The organism is Lysinibacillus macroides (assembly GCF_001281525.1).
GTDB lineage: Bacteria > Bacillota > Bacilli > Bacillales_A > Planococcaceae > Lysinibacillus > Lysinibacillus macroides.
In genome coordinates, this window is the sequence record NZ_LGCI01000014.1 from 291692 (window position 1) to 308557 (window position 16866).

General features: G+C 38.4%; 23 protein-coding genes. 22 read left to right on the plus strand and 1 reads right to left on the minus strand.

Annotated elements, in window-relative coordinates; all coding sequences use genetic code 11:
- The first annotated feature begins 60 nt into the window (after window positions 1-60).
- A complete protein-coding gene (gene tuf / locus ADM90_RS23275; RefSeq protein WP_053997228.1) occupies window positions 61-1248 on the plus strand; it encodes an elongation factor Tu in 1188 nt (395 codons plus the stop codon).
- Window positions 1249-1479: 231 nt separating this feature from the next.
- Window positions 1480-3657 carry a malate synthase G gene (locus ADM90_RS23280; RefSeq protein WP_053997229.1) on the plus strand — a complete coding sequence of 726 codons (2178 nt, stop codon included), beginning with the start codon at window positions 1480-1482 and terminating at the stop codon, window positions 3655-3657.
- A gap of 164 nt (window positions 3658-3821) precedes the next feature.
- Here ADM90_RS23280 and ADM90_RS23285 read toward each other — a convergent pair whose 3' ends face one another.
- Window positions 3822-4709, minus strand: coding sequence for a LysR family transcriptional regulator (locus ADM90_RS23285; protein ID WP_053997230.1), 888 nt, complete (start codon window positions 4707-4709; stop codon window positions 3822-3824).
- Between the two features lie 172 nt (window positions 4710-4881).
- Between ADM90_RS23285 and ADM90_RS23290 the strand changes: the two genes are divergently transcribed.
- From ADM90_RS23290 to rpsH, 20 genes are all read left to right on the plus strand, one after another.
- Window positions 4882-5571 (plus strand): response regulator transcription factor, encoded by a 690-nt coding sequence (locus tag ADM90_RS23290; protein ID WP_083448665.1) that lies wholly within the window; start codon window positions 4882-4884, stop codon window positions 5569-5571.
- Window positions 5572-5577: 6 nt separating this feature from the next.
- Window positions 5578-6594, plus strand: a complete 1017-nt coding sequence (locus ADM90_RS23295) for a sensor histidine kinase (RefSeq protein ID WP_053997231.1) — start codon at window positions 5578-5580, stop codon at window positions 6592-6594.
- Window positions 6595-6691: 97 nt separating this feature from the next.
- Window positions 6692-7453, plus strand: a complete 762-nt coding sequence (locus ADM90_RS23300) for an ABC transporter ATP-binding protein (RefSeq protein ID WP_053997232.1) — start codon at window positions 6692-6694, stop codon at window positions 7451-7453.
- Entirely contained in the window at window positions 7443-9422 is a 1980-nt protein-coding gene (locus tag ADM90_RS23305; protein WP_053997233.1) for an FtsX-like permease family protein, read from the plus strand. The genes ADM90_RS23300 and ADM90_RS23305 overlap by 11 nt, the downstream gene beginning before the upstream one ends.
- Before the next feature lie 389 nt (window positions 9423-9811).
- Entirely contained in the window at window positions 9812-10120 is a 309-nt protein-coding gene (gene rpsJ, locus ADM90_RS23310; protein ID WP_004233624.1) for a 30S ribosomal protein S10, read from the plus strand.
- A gap of 46 nt (window positions 10121-10166) precedes the next feature.
- A complete protein-coding gene (rplC, locus tag ADM90_RS23315) occupies window positions 10167-10796 on the plus strand; it encodes a 50S ribosomal protein L3 (protein WP_053997234.1) in 630 nt (209 codons plus the stop codon).
- Between the two features lie 26 nt (window positions 10797-10822).
- The gene (rplD, locus tag ADM90_RS23320; RefSeq protein WP_053997235.1) at window positions 10823-11446 is read left to right on the plus strand and encodes a 50S ribosomal protein L4; all 624 of its coding nucleotides are present in this window, start codon (window positions 10823-10825) and stop codon (window positions 11444-11446) included.
- Window positions 11446-11730 (plus strand): 50S ribosomal protein L23, encoded by a 285-nt coding sequence (rplW, locus tag ADM90_RS23325; RefSeq protein WP_004233628.1) that lies wholly within the window; start codon window positions 11446-11448, stop codon window positions 11728-11730. The genes rplD and rplW overlap by 1 nt, the downstream gene beginning before the upstream one ends.
- 48 nt (window positions 11731-11778) lie before the next feature.
- Window positions 11779-12609, plus strand: a complete 831-nt coding sequence (gene rplB, locus ADM90_RS23330; RefSeq protein WP_053997236.1) for a 50S ribosomal protein L2 — start codon at window positions 11779-11781, stop codon at window positions 12607-12609.
- Window positions 12610-12669: 60 nt separating this feature from the next.
- A complete protein-coding gene (gene rpsS, locus ADM90_RS23335) occupies window positions 12670-12948 on the plus strand; it encodes a 30S ribosomal protein S19 (protein ID WP_004233637.1) in 279 nt (92 codons plus the stop codon).
- Between the two features lie 22 nt (window positions 12949-12970).
- The gene (rplV, locus tag ADM90_RS23340; RefSeq protein ID WP_004233639.1) at window positions 12971-13315 is read left to right on the plus strand and encodes a 50S ribosomal protein L22; all 345 of its coding nucleotides are present in this window, start codon (window positions 12971-12973) and stop codon (window positions 13313-13315) included.
- A 3-nt stretch (window positions 13316-13318) separates the two neighbouring features.
- Window positions 13319-13972, plus strand: a complete 654-nt coding sequence (gene rpsC, locus ADM90_RS23345) for a 30S ribosomal protein S3 (protein ID WP_004233642.1) — start codon at window positions 13319-13321, stop codon at window positions 13970-13972.
- Window position 13973: 1 nt separating this feature from the next.
- Window positions 13974-14408, plus strand: a complete 435-nt coding sequence (gene rplP / locus ADM90_RS23350; protein ID WP_053997237.1) for a 50S ribosomal protein L16 — start codon at window positions 13974-13976, stop codon at window positions 14406-14408.
- Window positions 14398-14598 carry a 50S ribosomal protein L29 gene (rpmC, locus tag ADM90_RS23355; protein WP_004233646.1) on the plus strand — a complete coding sequence of 67 codons (201 nt, stop codon included), beginning with the start codon at window positions 14398-14400 and terminating at the stop codon, window positions 14596-14598. Before rplP ends, rpmC begins: the two co-directional genes overlap by 11 nt.
- Before the next feature lie 18 nt (window positions 14599-14616).
- Window positions 14617-14880, plus strand: a complete 264-nt coding sequence (gene rpsQ / locus ADM90_RS23360) for a 30S ribosomal protein S17 (protein WP_004233648.1) — start codon at window positions 14617-14619, stop codon at window positions 14878-14880.
- Between the two features lie 43 nt (window positions 14881-14923).
- Entirely contained in the window at window positions 14924-15292 is a 369-nt protein-coding gene (gene rplN / locus ADM90_RS23365) for a 50S ribosomal protein L14 (RefSeq protein WP_004233650.1), read from the plus strand.
- Window positions 15293-15327: 35 nt separating this feature from the next.
- Entirely contained in the window at window positions 15328-15636 is a 309-nt protein-coding gene (gene rplX / locus ADM90_RS23370) for a 50S ribosomal protein L24 (RefSeq protein WP_053482809.1), read from the plus strand.
- Window positions 15637-15663: 27 nt separating this feature from the next.
- A complete protein-coding gene (gene rplE / locus ADM90_RS23375; RefSeq protein WP_053997238.1) occupies window positions 15664-16203 on the plus strand; it encodes a 50S ribosomal protein L5 in 540 nt (179 codons plus the stop codon).
- 21 nt (window positions 16204-16224) lie between these two features.
- Window positions 16225-16410 carry a type Z 30S ribosomal protein S14 gene (locus ADM90_RS23380; protein ID WP_004233656.1) on the plus strand — a complete coding sequence of 62 codons (186 nt, stop codon included), beginning with the start codon at window positions 16225-16227 and terminating at the stop codon, window positions 16408-16410.
- Window positions 16411-16439: 29 nt separating this feature from the next.
- Window positions 16440-16838, plus strand: a complete 399-nt coding sequence (gene rpsH, locus ADM90_RS23385) for a 30S ribosomal protein S8 (protein ID WP_053997239.1) — start codon at window positions 16440-16442, stop codon at window positions 16836-16838.
- Window positions 16839-16866 lie beyond the last annotated feature (28 nt).

The following is a 16866-nucleotide window of genomic DNA, read 5'->3' on the forward strand; positions in this document are numbered from 1 at the left end:
TATCAGCATTCATACTATAAATTAAAAAATAAACATATAATTTTGAGGAGGCAATCTCTAATGGCTAAAGAAAAATTTGACCGTTCTAAAACGCATGCTAACATTGGTACAATCGGACACGTTGACCATGGTAAAACTACTTTAACTGCTGCAATCGCTACAGTTCTTTCTAAAAAAATGGGTGGTACAGCTAAATCTTACGCTGATATCGACAACGCGCCAGAAGAAAAAGAGCGTGGTATCACAATCAATACTTCTCACGTAGAGTATGAAACTGAAACTCGTCACTATGCACACGTTGACTGCCCAGGACATGCTGACTATGTTAAAAACATGATCACTGGTGCTGCACAAATGGATGGCGGTATCTTAGTAGTATCTGCTGCTGATGGTCCAATGCCACAAACTCGTGAGCATATCCTTTTATCTCGTCAAGTAGGTGTTCCATACTTAGTAGTATTTATGAACAAATGTGATATGGTTGATGACGAAGAATTATTAGAATTAGTAGAAATGGAAATCCGTGACCTACTATCTGAATATGACTTCCCAGGTGACGATATTCCTGTAATTAAAGGTTCTGCTCTTAAAGCTCTTGAAGGTGAACCAGAATGGGAAGAAAAAATCGTTGAATTAATGGACGCTGTAGATTCTTACATCCCAACTCCAGAACGTCAAACTGACAAACCATTCATGATGCCAGTAGAGGACGTATTCTCTATCACTGGTCGTGGTACAGTTGCAACTGGCCGTGTTGAACGTGGTCAAGTTAAAGTTGGTGACGTAGTTGAAATCATCGGTATCGCTGAAGAAGCTAAATCTACTACTGTAACTGGTGTAGAAATGTTCCGTAAATTATTAGACTATGCTGAAGCTGGTGATAACATTGGTGCTTTACTACGTGGTGTTGCTCGTGAAGAAATCCAACGTGGTCAAGTATTAGCTAAACCAGGTTCAATTACTCCACACACTAACTTCAAAGCTGAAGTTTACGTTTTATCAAAAGAAGAGGGTGGCCGTCATACTCCATTCTTCTCTAACTACCGTCCTCAGTTCTACTTCCGTACAACTGATGTAACAGGTATCTGTAACTTACCAGAAGGCGTTGAAATGGTAATGCCTGGTGATAACATCGAAATGACAGTTGAACTTATCGCTCCAATCGCTCTTGAAGAAGGTACTAAATTCTCTATCCGTGAGGGTGGCCGTACTGTAGGCGCTGGCGTAGTTTCTTCTATCCAAAAATAATTTTAGCTTTTGCTAATTTTCTTAAACCAATCTGTAGGGACGCCTACAGATTGGTTTTTTGTATGCTGCCCTATTCTTTAAAGCCTAAATGAATAGGATTTATTCAATATAGCTAAATAGAATAATGAATATTCTAAATATATATTTTATTTATGCAAAGGTTTCCTATTATAATAAACATAACGGAAAGAGGAGTAGAACACTCTTCATAACAAGGGGGACTATATATTTATGTCAAATTATGTTCAAGTAGGAAAACTGCAAGTGGCATCCATTCTTTTTGATTTTATTAATACGCAAGCGCTTCCTGAAAGTGGTGTTGGACAACAAGCATTTTGGACAGGCTTTGAACAGTTGATTGAGGAACTTACACCTGAAAATAAGGCATTACTTGCTCGTCGTGATGAGCTGCAAGAGACAATTAACCAATGGCATAAAGATCATGAATTTGATTTTGCTGCGTATAAATCATTTTTAGAGGAAATTGGTTATTTAGAGCCAAAAGTAGAAGACTTTAGTGTAACTACTGAAAATGTTGATGAAGCAGTTGCTGTCCAAGCTGGACCACAGCTAGTAGTGCCAGTAAATAATGCACGTTATGCCATTAATGCAGCGAATGCCCGTTGGGGAAGTCTATACGATGCTTTATATGGTACAGATGCCATTAGTGAAGAAGATGGAGCAGAAGTAGGAAAAGGCTATAATCCCGTACGCGGTGCGAAAGTGATTGCTTATGCACGAGAATTTTTAGATAAAGCTGTTCCGTTAACAAACGCTTCTCATACAGATGTAGCCAAATATGCCATTGTAAATGGTCAATTGGTGGCAACATTGCTAAACAATGATGAAGTAACACTTATTGAAACTAATAAATTTGCTGGCTATCAAGGAGAGGCAGATGCACCGAGCGCTATTTTACTAAAAAATAATGGTCTTCATATTGAAATTCAAATTGATCGTAATCATGCAATTGGTAAGGATGATGCAGCAGGCGTGAAGGATGTTGTTTTAGAGTCAGCCGTGACTACTATTATGGACTGTGAAGACTCTGTTGCGGCTGTAGATGCAGAAGATAAAGTGGAAGTCTATACGAATTGGCTTGGTTTAATGAAAGGCGATTTAGCAGCGACATTTGAAAAAGGCAGTAAAACAATGACACGTACACTGAATCCAGATCGCATATATAAAGATGCTGATGGCAATACCCTAACACTTGCGGGACGCTCGTTAATGTTTGTACGAAACGTAGGGCATTTAATGACAAACCCAGCAATTTTAGATAAGGATGGTCATGAGGTACCAGAGGGAATTATGGATGGTGTTATGACGAGCTTAATTGCAAAGCATGAACTGCTTGGTAATGGTCAATACAAAAACTCACAAAAAGGCTCCATTTATATTGTTAAGCCAAAAATGCATGGCTCACAAGAAGTAGCGTTTGTCAATAAACTATTTGGCCGTATCGAAGATTTATTGGATTTAGAACGTTTCACATTGAAAATCGGTGTTATGGATGAGGAGCGTCGTACATCGTTAAACTTAAAAGCATGTATAAAGGAAGTAAAAGATCGTATTGTCTTTATTAATACTGGATTCCTTGATCGTACAGGCGATGAAATTCATACATCAATGGAAGCAGGTCCTATGATTCGTAAGGGTGAAATGAAGTCGTCTACATGGCTAACAGCTTATGAAAAATCCAATGTAGTCGTAGGCTTAAATACAGGATTACAGGGACGTGCGCAAATTGGAAAAGGTATGTGGGCAATGCCAGATTTAATGGCAGCAATGCTAGAGCAAAAAATTGGTCATCCAAAAGCCGGTGCTAATACGGCTTGGGTTCCTTCACCAACTGCTGCAACTTTACATGCCACACACTATCATCAAGTCGATGTAAAGGAAGTGCAAAAGGGCATTTCTAGCTCAGAGGATTTACAAGACGGTATACTTGAAATCCCATTAGCAGCAGAAACAAATTGGAGTGCTGAGGAAATTCAACAGGAACTAGATAATAATGCACAAGGTATTTTAGGCTATGTAGTACGTTGGGTAGAGCAGGGCGTAGGGTGTTCGAAGGTACCAGATATTAATGATATTGGTCTAATGGAAGATCGTGCAACACTACGTATTTCTAGTCAACATGTAGCAAACTGGTTGCATCATGGGATTTGCACAGAGGAGCAGGTGCGTGAAACAATGGAGCGTATGGCAAAAGTAGTAGATGGTCAAAATGCTGGCGATGCTGAATACCGACCAATGTCCTCCAATCTAAATGAATCTGTGGCATTCCAAGCAGCATGTGATTTAGTGTTTAAGGGTTATGAGCAGCCAAGTGGTTATACAGAGCCAATCTTACACAAAAAGCGTTTAGAAGCAAAAGCAAAATATAATGCAAAAATAAATGTATAAAAGTCTCTAAATAAGCAAAAACAAATTTAACAAAGATTAAGCTAGCCATCTGGTATCGATCGTCTATTGGTGCCAGATGGTTAAGCTGTTTTTAGAAGCATTGGCAGTTATAAAAGCACGTATATACATACATTTCTTCTTGGCATAAATAATCTATAGGTTTGTTAATGTGGAATAAAGTCATAGGCAAGCGCAATAAATTCACGTACAGCATAAGAGAGATACTTATTTTTTTTCCATGTCATACCAAGCTCCAGATAAATGTTTTCTTCTTTAAATGGAATAGCCTTTATTGTATTATATTGGATTTTATCACAAATCCTTTTTGGTAAAAGAGCGATACCGAGCTTAGCAGCTACCATTTCAATCATTAAATCCTTCTGCGTGGACTCACAAGCGATATTTGGAAAAAAACCATTTTTGGAGCACTCTTCAATAATACGGTCATAGAGTGTGAAATCTTTGCGATAAAGAACAAACATTTCATGCTGTAAATCAATCATATCGACTGTCTCTTTCCGAGCAAGTGGATGTTCATGATGGACAATTAGCATGAGCGGATCTTTTAAAATACTAATGACTTCTACGTAATCATTTACCACACACAAATTACAAATAAGTCCAATATCAAGGTCTCCTGATTCAACACCTTCTCTAATCTTTTTTGTACCAACCTCTGTTAGCACAATTTCCACATATGGATAATGTTCTTTGTATTGACTAACGAGCTTTGAAAAGAACTCAGCACCAACAATAGGGGGAATACCAATACGAATTTTTCCCTTTTTGAGTTCCATTAAATCTGTTAGCTCTGAACGTATATTTTTAAATGCTTCTAGGACCTGCTGAGTATTAATGAGAACAGCATGTCCTGCATCTGTTAATTCTAATTGCTTAGAGGAGCGATAAAATAGTGGGACATCTAGCTCTGCTTCTAACTGTTGAATAGCTTTACTAATAGATGGCTGTGATACATGAAGTATTGCAGCCGCTTTTGTAAAGCTGAGTTGTTTTGCTACTTCAGCAAAGTATTCTAGCTGTCGAATATCCATTGTGGGAACCTCCTTTATTAGATCTAACCCTATTATAGCATCTGTAGGGACGACTACAGATTGTTTTTTGTGTTAAAATAAGGGAAATTATAAGGTGTTAATGAATGTTTATATACATAATAGCTAGCACGTTATATTAGGATACATTATTAAATAGAAAGGGGATTCGAAAATGGAGATGAAGATTTTACTTATTGAAGATGATCCATCCATTTCTAAGATGATCCAAGAACGCTTTGCAAAATGGTCATTACAAGTAGTCGGTCCAAAAAATTTTCAAAAGGTGATGGATGATTTTATAGAGGAAAAACCTCATCTTGTGCTTATTGATATTCAATTACCTGCCTATGATGGCTTCCATTGGTGTCGTGAAATTCGTCATCTTTCAAAGGTTCCAATCTTGTTCCTATCCTCTCGTGATCACCCAATGGATATGGTGATGGCTATGCAGATGGGGGCAGATGATTTTATACAAAAACCTTTTCATATGGAAGTACTGCTTGCTAAAACACAGGCTATTTTACGTCGTACATACGATTATGTTGAGGAGAAAATGGATATAAGTCGCTTTAACGATGCTGTAATTGATTATGCAAGAAGTGAGATTGTCTATGATGGAGCCATTGCCTCGTTAACGAAAAATGAGCTCTTTATCTTGCGAATTTTAGTGGAAAAGGCAAATCAAATAGTATCGAGAGATGAGCTAATGAGAAAGCTTTGGGATGATGAACGTTTTGTAAATGATAATACTTTGTCAGTAAATGTTAATCGCTTACGCACAAAGCTTGAGGAGATTGGTTTACAAGAAGTGATTCAGACAAAAAAGGGACTTGGCTATCTAGCAGTAAACCAAGGGATGTGAATAAAATTGCTACTATTATTTATACGAGAACGGTTAGCATGGTTAGGCCTTTTTGCCTTTATCTTGGCAATATTGAACCTATTATTTACTTTAGATATAGGGTTAGAGAGCATTTCTATTGGGTATGTAAATATTAGTTTGCTGGTTAGTTTTACATTCTTTTTTGTATGGCGTTATATTGTTGAAGTTGGGAAATTAAAAGATTTCCTGGGAAATATGGAGAGTTATTTAGATGAGATTCATAAAAATCGTCTAGCTTTGTCCCCCTTTCAAGAAGTTTATTTTCGGAAAATGGGAGCTATTTTTGATGAGAAGAAAGTGGAGTTAAATCAAGCGAAAGTGCAGCTTCAGGAATATTCGGATGGGCTGCTGGCATGGGTACATGAAGTAAAAGCCCCTTTAACAGCTATTAATTTAATGCTAGAGCATGTGGAAGACTTAGAGTTGCGTCGAAAATTAGAAAATGAATGGTTAAGGCTGCACTTATTAGTGGACCAACAGCTGCATCAAACACGACTACACTCCATCGAAAAGGATAATTATTTAACAGAGGTTGAATTAAAGCCAATTATCTATAAGGAAATTCGAGCCATGCAGGCTTGGTGTATCGAACAAGGTGTTGGCTTTGATGTTGATGAGCTTACAGAGACTGTTCTAACAGATAGTAAGTGGTTAGCATTTATTGTTCGACAAATTCTTTCCAATGCTATTAAGTATAGTCCAGTAGATTCTGAAATAATAATATGGACAGAAGTGGATGCCACAGAAGCGATATTATTGCATATCAAAGATATAGGCATAGGTATTCCTTTAGAAGACTTACCTCGTATTTTTCAAAAATCATATACGGGTACAATTGGAAGAGAATCCACACAATCGACAGGTATGGGTCTTTATTTAGCATATAATGTAGCCCAAAAATTAGGTATTCGTATTCATGTACAATCAAAAGTTGGGGAAGGCTCATTATTTACATTACGCTTTCCGCTACAAAATGCATACGCCAAACTAACAGGTAGATGACAAAATTGTCACCTACCTTTTTATATTGTCATGTAAAACGCACGAATTACTAGTAACAACAGGGTACACTTGAAAGAGAGAAAGGGGCGTTTACAAGTTGACAGTTTTAATTGGTCGTAAAATAAAAAAGGTTTATGGAAAAAAATCAACAGCTCAAGAAGTATTAAAGGGCATTGATGTAGAAGTAAATAAGGGTGAATTTGTAGGGATTATGGGACCATCTGGCTCAGGGAAAACAACGCTTTTAAATGTTTTATGCTCGATCGATTTTGCAACAGAAGGCGTTATTGAAATAAATGGGCAAAACTTACGTGGCATGAAGGAGAAGGCCTTAGCAAATTTCCGTCGAGAACAACTCGGCTTTATATTTCAAGATTATAATTTATTGGATACTTTAACAGTTAAGGAAAATATTCTTTTACCATTAGCTATTAGTAAGCTTTCTAAAGCTATCGCAGAAAGTCGTGTGAAAGAACTAACACACTTACTCGGTATTACAGAAATTTTGAATAAATACCCAAATGAAATATCAGGTGGTCAAAAGCAGCGTACATCAGCAGCTCGTGCATTGATTACAAATCCATCTCTTGTCTTTGCAGATGAGCCTACAGGTGCGCTTGATTCTAAATCAGCTACAGCACTCTTAAAAAATTTACAAAGCATCAATGAAACAAAAGAAGCTACAATTATGATGGTTACACATGATGCTGTAGCAGCTAGCTTCTGTACACGTGTGCTATTTTTAAAAGATGGCTTGATTTATAGTGAGCTTTATAAGGGCGATAAAACAAGACAAGTATTCTTCCAGGAAATTATGCATACGCAAAGTGTGCTAGGCGGTGATGGCTATGAGTCTTAGCAAACTTGTGCTACGCAGTATGAAGAAAAATATGAAGCATTACTATCTCTACTTTTTTGCACTTATTTTTAGTGTTACATTGTATTTTTCCTTTGTCACATTGCAATATAATGCTGAAGTATGGGAGGCTGTTCAAATAAGTGGAACAGCTACAGCAGGCTTTAAAGCAGCAACGTATATTTTATACTTTATTGTGCTATTCTTTGTGCTCTATGCCAATCACCTATTTATGAAGCGCCGCAGTAAAGAGGTCGGCTTATATCAATTAATTGGCATGACAAAGGGATTGATTGTACGCTTATTGGCGATTGAAAATATATTATTATTCGTTGGGGCTGTTATAGTAGGTATGCTAGCAGGCTTCTTTAGCTCACGCGTATTTGCTATGATTTTATTACGTGTACTCGAAAAAGAAGCTCTTGTCACAATGGCATTTAGTACACAGGCATTACAGCAGTCCATCCTTGTATTTGCCGTTCTTTTGATCATTGTGCTTATCCAAATGGCTTGGATGATTCATCGTGTTTCATTGTTATCATTATTTAGCGCTGCAAAACAAGCTGATGAGCGTGTAAGACGCTTTAGCCCGTTACAAATGGTGATTGGGTTTTTAGGACTGATTTTAATTGGCTACGGCTATTATGCCTCAACTAAGCTATTTGACATTGAAGCAACTAGTAATTTATTGGTCAGCATGCTTATTATTTTAGCAACGACCATTGGTGGAACCTTCCTTGTTTTCCGTTTCTCTATAGCATTTATTATGAACATAATTCGCTTAAAGAAAAAAGGACATTTATCGGTTCAGGATGTCTTAGCATTAACGCCAATTATGCATCGTATGAAAAGCAATGCAAAATCATTAACACTTATTACTGTATTAACAGGTGTATCTCTAGGTATTACAACTTTGTCCTATATTGCTTACTATTCATCAGAGGCATCTGCTTATAGTCAAGTACCGGGTGATTTTGTATTGCTGGAAAATAACAGTCAGGCATTTGTAGAGGCGTTAGAGCAACATAATATTGCATATGGTGCAGTGGATTACCGTTTACAAGGTGTGTCAGCTACTGTAGGTCAATTAATGTCTGAAGAGCAAAAAGACAATCCTTTATATACAATGGAAGGCGTTATTTATACGATTCCACTCTCTGATTACCAGCAAAAGGTTCCTACAGCTTCATTATCAGGTAATGATGCTATTCTAACAAACTATGGTGGCTATATGGCAGAGATGTTTCCGCTAGAGAAAGATCGAGATATTGATGTATCAGCAGGGGAGTTTAAGGAAACTCTTCATATTGTTGATATTCAGGAGCATAGTCTTATTAGCGGTATTATAACAGCTGGGGGTGGTGGCCCAATCTTCGTTGTGACAGACAAAATGTTTGAGCATCTTGCAACACAATCAGAGCTATATCCTTGGCATGAGCAAACAACAATTACGTTACAAGCAGAAAGCGATAGAGCAGCAGCAGAGCAATTATACCAGCAAACAGGTGCAGATATTTTAACAATTGTAGATAATGAAGGGGATACGCACGAATATAAACAATCCTCCTATGAGATGCAACGTAAGGGTAATATTGAATCTTTAGGACTTACAATTTTTATCACAGCATTTTTAGGCTTAGCTTTCTTAATGACGACAGGTAGTATTCTATATTTTAAACAAATGTCCGAGGCAGAGGAAGAACGTGATTCCTATACAATTTTAAGAAAGATTGGCTTTGCAGAAAAGGATATTATGAAAGGTATTTATATGAAGCAAGCCTTTAATTTTGGTGTTCCATTAGTGATTGGCTTATTGCATAGTTACTTTGCTGTGAAGTCAGGATGGTTTTTATTTGGTACAGAGTTAACAACACCACTTTGGCTAGCAATGTGCTGTTATATCGCACTATACGCTATTTTTGCTGTTCTCTCAGTCGGTTATTATAAAAGGGTAGTGCGAGAATCATTATAACTATTAAATAAGAAGAAATTCAAAGGGGTTATCAAGAAAGTCAGATAACATGGACTTTTTTAATAGCCCTCCTTTAGCTAAAGTTATTTGAAAGTTTGAAAATATTAATAAGATAGCCGTAAGTATTGCAATATGTCTTAAAATTTTATATACTAATAAACGGCTTAAATAAGCGGAGAATTTAGTAGTAGTAAGAATATCAGCAACATTTAAAAGAATTTAGCGAAAAGACTTGCTTATTCTTTTTTTATTGTATATAATGTTGAATGTTGGTCTTTGACTGCGATGAAGCGAGAGGTTGCCGACACACCCGGCCGCTTTGCCATGGCGGTGTGTGGGAAAATTTTCGTGGAGAATGTCTAGAAAATAGGCGAGAAGGAGGGAAAATAATGGCAAAACAAAAGATTCGTATTCGTTTAAAAGCGTATGATCACCGTATTTTAGATCAATCTGCTGAGAAAATTGTGGAAACTGCAAAACGTTCAGGTGCAAGTGTATCAGGTCCAATTCCACTTCCAACTGAGAAGTCTGTGTACACAATTCTTCGTGCTGTTCACAAGTATAAAGATTCTCGTGAACAATTCGAAATGCGTACGCATAAACGTCTGATCGATATCGTTAACCCAACACCACAAACTGTTGACGCGTTAATGAAACTTGATTTACCATCTGGCGTTGATATTGAAATCAAACTTTAATGGTAAAAACAATATAACTTTTTAAAATTTACAGGAGGTGTGACAGATGGCTAAAGGAATCTTAGGTAGAAAAATTGGTATGACACAAGTTTTCGCTGAAAACGGTGATTTAATCCCAGTAACAGTTATCGAAGCTGCTCCAAACGTAGTGCTTCAAAAGAAAACTGTTGAAACAGATGGCTACGAAGCAATCCAAGTTGGTTTCGAAGATAAGCGTGTTAAGCTTTCTAACAAACCAGAACAAGGTCACGTAGCAAAAGCGAATACTGCTCCTAAGCGCTTCATTCGTGAATTCCGCAACGTGAACGTGGAAGAGTACGAAGTTGGTCAAGAAGTCAATGTAGAAATTTTCGCAGAAGGCGATGTAATTGATGTAACAGGTGTTACTAAAGGTAAAGGTTTCCAAGGTGTAATTAAACGCCACGGACAATCTCGTGGTCCAATGGCTCACGGCTCTCGTTACCACCGTCGTCCTGGTTCAATGGGTCCAGTTGCTCCGAACCGCGTATTCAAACAAAAGAAATTACCTGGTCAAATGGGTGGCAATGTAGTTACAATCCAAAACTTAGAGATCGTAAAAGTTGATGCGGAACGTAACTTACTACTTGTTAAAGGTAATGTTCCTGGTTCTAAAAAAGCTCTAGTTACAGTAAAAACTGCGATTAAAGCGAAGTAATTATTTAAAGAAAGGAGGAAACAGGAATGACAAAAGTATCTGTACTTAGTCAAACAGGTGCTTCAGTTGGCGAAATCGAATTAAACGATGCGATTTTCGGAATCGAGCCAAATGAAGCAGTATTATTCGACGCAGTAGTTGCACAACGCGCTTCTCTACGTCAAGGTAATCACAAAGTGAAAAACCGTTCTGAAGTTGCTGGTGGTGGTCGTAAACCATGGCGTCAAAAAGGAACTGGTCGTGCTCGTCAAGGTTCTATCCGTTCTCCACAATGGCGCGGCGGTGGTATCGTATTCGGTCCTACTCCACGTAGCTATTCTTATAAATTACCTAAAAAAGTTCGTCGTTTAGCTCTTAAATCAGCTTTATCAGCTAAAGTAGTAGAACAAAACTTCTTAGTTCTTGATGCTCTAACTTTAGAAGCACCAAAAACAAAAGAATTCACAAAAATTCTTAAAGATCTTTCTTTAGAGAAAAAATCTTTATTCGTAACTGCTGACCTAGATGAAAACGTAGCGTTATCTGCACGTAACATTCCAGGTGTAACAGTGTTAACTGCAAATGGTATCAACGTTCTTGATCTATTAGGTCATGATAAAGTTGTATTTACTAAATCTGCAGTAGAAAAAGTTGAGGAGGTGCTTGGATAATGGAAGCACGTGATATTTTAAAACGTCCGGTCATTACTGAGCGTTCTTCAGAACTTATGGCAGAGAAAAAGTATACTTTCGAAGTAGACACTCGCGCTAACAAAACGCAAGTAAAAGACGCTGTAGAAGAAATCTTTGGCGTAAAAGTTGAGAAAGTAAACGTTCTTAACTACAAAGGTAAATTCAAGCGCGTTGGCCGTTATGGTGGTTACACAAACAAACGCCGTAAAGCGATTGTTAAATTAACTGCTGATAGCAAAGAAATTGAATTATTCGAAATGTAATCCTTAAGGGATTTATGATTTGAACACTCAAGAAGGAGGGAAAACACAATGGCGATTAAAAAGTATAAACCTACCTCTAATGGTCGTCGTAACATGACGTCATTAGACTTTGCGGAAATTACAACGAACAAGCCTGAGAAATCATTGCTTGAACCAACTAAACGCAAAGCTGGTCGTAACAACCAAGGTAAAATCACTGTTCGTCATCATGGTGGTGGTCATAAGAAGCAATACCGTGTTATCGATTTCAAACGTGTTAAAGATGGCATTCCGGCAAAAGTTGCTACTATTGAATATGATCCAAACCGTTCTGCGAATATCGCATTAATCAACTACGCTGATGGAGCAAAAGCTTACATTTTAGCACCTAAAGGATTAGAGGTTGGTCAAACAATCGTTTCTGGTCCAGATGCTGATATTAAAGTAGGTAACGCATTACCATTAGCAAATATTCCAATGGGTACTACTATCCATAACATCGAGTTAAAACCTGGTAAAGGTGGACAATTAGTACGTTCTGCTGGTACTTCTGCGCAAGTACTTGGTCGTGAAGGCAAATACGTAATCGTTCGTCTACAATCTGGTGAAGTACGTTTAGTATTAGCGACTTGCCGCGCTACAATCGGTCAAGTTGGTAACGAGCAACACGAACTTGTACACATCGGTAAAGCAGGTCGTAGCCGTTGGTTAGGTAAACGCCCAGAAGTACGTGGTTCTGTAATGAACCCTAACGATCACCCACACGGTGGTGGTGAAGGACGTTCACCAATCGGACGTAAATCACCAATGACTCCTTGGGGTAAACCAGCACTTGGTTACAAAACTCGCAAGAAGAAAAACAAATCGGATAAATTTATCATCCGTAGTCGTAAAAAATAAAGTGATTAAACTACGGTTCTATGGGAGAGCCGTGGTAGAATCACGGAGGGAGGTTCCTACATGGGTCGCAGCTTGAAAAAAGGACCTTTTGTTGATGACCACTTAATGAAAAAAGTGGAGGCACAAGAGGCTTCTGAGAAAAAACAAGTTATTAAAACTTGGTCACGCCGTTCTACAATCTTCCCGAACTTCATCGGTTTAACGATTGCTGTATATGATGGACGTAAACATGTTCCTGTATACGTAACAGAAGATATGGTAGGCCATAAACTTGGTGAGTTCGCACCGACACGTACTTATAAAGGTCACGGTGCAGACGACAAGAAAACAAGACGCTAATTTTGAGAGGAGGTAAATCCTAATGACACAAGCTAAAGCTATCGCTCGTACAGTACGCATTGCTCCTCGCAAAGTACGTCTAGTTGTAGACTTAATCCGAGGTAAGCAAGTTGGTGAAGCAGTTGCAATTTTACGTCATACTCCAAAAGCGGCGTCTCCAGTCGTTGAGAAAGTATTAAAATCTGCAGTTGCTAATGCTGAGCACAACTACGATCTTGACATCAACTCTTTAGTAGTATCTGAAGTATTTGTTGACGAAGGTCCAACATTAAAACGTTTCCGTCCACGTGCACAAGGACGTGCAAGCGCAATTAACAAACGCACAAGCCACATTACACTAGTGGTATCTGAGAAGAAGGAGGGTTAATCCGTGGGTCAAAAAGTACATCCAATAGGACTACGCGTTGGTATTATTCGTGACTGGGAGTCAAAATGGTACGCTGAAAAAGACTATGCAACTCTACTTCACGAAGACATCAAAGTGCGTAAATATATTGAAACGGCTCTTAAAGACGCTTCTGTTTCTAAAGTAGAAATCGAACGCGCTGCAAACCGTGTAAACATCACAATTCACACTGCGAAACCAGGTATGGTAATCGGTAAAGGTGGTACTGAAGTTGAAAACCTTCGTAAATACCTTAGCGATTTAACTGGTAAACGTGTACACATCAATATTATTGAAATCAAACGTGCTGATCTTGACGCTCGTCTAGTAGCTGAAAACATCGCTCGTCAATTAGAAAATCGTGTATCATTCCGTCGTGCGCAAAAGCAAGCGATCCAACGCACAATCCGCGCTGGTGCAAAAGGAATTAAAACACAAGTATCTGGTCGTTTAGGTGGCGCTGATATCGCGCGTGCTGAACATTATAGTGAAGGAACTGTTCCACTTCATACTCTACGTGCTGATATCGACTATGCACACGCAGAAGCTGACACTACTTACGGTAAATTAGGCGTTAAAGTATGGATCTACCGTGGTGAAGTTCTTCCTACGAAGAAATCTGTGGAAGGAGGCAAATAATATGTTATTGCCTAAACGCGTTAAATACCGTCGTGAGCACCGCGGCAAAATGCGTGGCGAAGCGAAAGGCGGTAAAGAAGTAATTTTTGGCGAATGGGGCTTACAAGCTCAAACTGCTAGCTGGATTACAAACCGTCAAATCGAATCTGCTCGTATCGCGATGACTCGTTACATGAAACGTGGCGGTAAAGTTTGGATTAAAATCTTCCCACATAAACCTTACACGAAAAAACCACTAGAAGTCCGCATGGGTTCTGGTAAAGGTTCTCCTGAAGGTTGGGTAGCAGTAGTTAAACCAGGAAAAGTAATGTTCGAAATTGCTGGCGTATCTGAAGAAATTGCACGTGAGGCACTTCGTTTAGCAGCACACAAACTTCCTGTTAAATGTAAGATCGTAAAACGTCAAGAAACTGGTGGTGAATCTAATGAAAGCTAATGAAATCCGTGACCTTGCTACTTCTGAAATAGAATTAAAAGTGAAATCACTGAAAGAAGAGCTTTTCAACCTTCGCTTCCAATTGGCGACTGGTCAATTAGAAAACACAGCTCGTATTCGTGAAGTGCGTAAAGCAATCGCGCGTATGAAAACTGTTATTCGTGAAAGAGAAATCAGTGCAAATAACTGATAAAGGAGGTTTTCAAGTATGACTGAGCGCAATCAACGTAAAGTTTACACAGGCCGCGTTGTTTCAGATAAAATGGACAAAACTGTTACTGTTTTAGTGGAAACATACAAAAAGCACAAACTTTATGGCAAGCGTGTAAAATATTCTAAAAAGTTTAAAGCTCATGATGAGTTAAACACAGCGAAAATCGGTGATATCGTACGTATCATGGAAACTCGCCCGCTATCAGCTACAAAACGTTTCCGTCTAGTAGAAGTTGTAGAAAAAGCGGTTATTATTTAATAACTATTTCGGAACAACCAATTTCCGAAGGGAGGTAACCTAAGTGATCCAACAAGAAAGTCGTATGAAAGTTGCTGACAACTCAGGTGCACGTGAAGTTCTTACAATTAAAGTACTTGGTGGTTCTGGTCGTAAAACTGCTAACATCGGTGATATCGTTGTTTGTACAGTTAAGAAAGCAACACCAGGTGGCGTTGTCAAGAAGGGTGACGTTGTTAAGGCTGTTATCGTTCGTACTAAATCAGGCGTTCGTCGCAAAGATGGTACGTACATTAAATTTGATGAAAATGCTTGTGTAATTATTCGTGATGATAAATCACCACGCGGAACTCGTATTTTCGGACCTGTTGCACGTGAATTACGTGACAGCAACTTCATGAAAATCGTTTCTCTAGCTCCAGAAGTTCTTTAATTTCATGATAGTGCCAATCAAGGAGGTGCGACAGCATGCATGTAAAAAAAGGTGACAAGGTTAAGGTAATTACTGGTAAGGATAAAGGCAAAGAGGGCGTTATTCTTGCTGCTTACCCAAAACAAGATCGCGTTCTTGTTGAAGGTGTGAACATCGTGAAAAAACACGTAAAACCTAACCAATTGAATCCACAAGGTGGTATTGTAAGCCAAGAGGCTGCAATTCACGTTTCGAACGTAATGCTAATCGATCCTAAATCTGGCGAGCCGACTCGTGTAGGTTACAAAATCGAAAACGGTAAAAAAGTTCGTGTAGCAAAAAAATCAGGTGCAGTAATCGACTAATTAGTATAAAAGAAGGGAGGTACAAACATGAGCCGCCTAAAAGAAAAATATTTAAGTGAAGTTTCACCTGCTCTTATGAGCAAATTTGGATATAAATCAGTTATGCAACTACCAAAAGTTGAGAAAATCGTTATCAACATGGGTGTTGGTGATGCAGTTCAAAACTCTAAAGCGTTAGATGCAGCTGTTGAAGAATTAACAACTATTACTGGTCAAAAACCAGTTGTAACTAAAGCAAAAAAATCGATCGCAGGTTTCCGCCTTCGTGAAGGTATGCCTATCGGTGCTAAAGTTACATTACGCGGTGAGCGTATGTATGAATTCTTGGATAAATTAATTTCTATCGCACTACCTCGTGTACGTGACTTCCGTGGTGTTTCTAAAAAAGCATTCGATGGTCGCGGTAACTACACTTTAGGTGTGAAAGAACAATTAATTTTCCCAGAAATCGATTACGATAAAGTTTCAAAAGTACGCGGTATGGACATCGTGATCGTAACGACAGCGAACTCTGACGAAGAAGCTCGCGAGTTATTGACACAATTCGGTATGCCGTTCCAAAAGTAATCAAACAAGGAGGGCGAAAACGTGGCTAAAAAATCTATGATCGTTAAACAACAACGTAAGCAAAAGTTTAAAGTGCAAGAATATACACGTTGTGAACGCTGTGGTCGTCCACATTCAGTATATCGCAAATTCAAACTTTGCCGTATTTGTTTCCGAGAACTTGCATATAAGGGACAAATTCCTGGCGTGAAAAAAGCCAGCTGGTAATCCCCTAATTTGGGAAGGAGGTAAATGTAATGACAATGACTGATCCGATTGCAGATATGCTTACTCGCATTCGTAATGCGAACATGGTTCGTCACGAGAAGTTAGAAGTACCAGCTTCCAACGTGAAAAAAGAAATCGCTGAAATTTTAAAGCGTGAAGGTTTCGTACGTGACGTAGAATACGTGGAAGACAACAAACAAGGTATTATCCGTATCTTCTTAAAATATGGAAAAGATAACGAGCGCGTTATCACTGGCTTAAAACGTATTTCTAAACCAGGTCTACGTGTATATGCTAAAACAAATGAAGTACCTAAAGTATTAAGTGGTCTTGGTATCGCTTTAGTATCAACTTCACAAGGTTTATTAACAGATAAAGAAGCTCGCGCTAAACAAGTTGGCGGAGAAATTCTAGCATACGTTTGGTAATTAGCAATAAATGAATGGAGGTGCAACT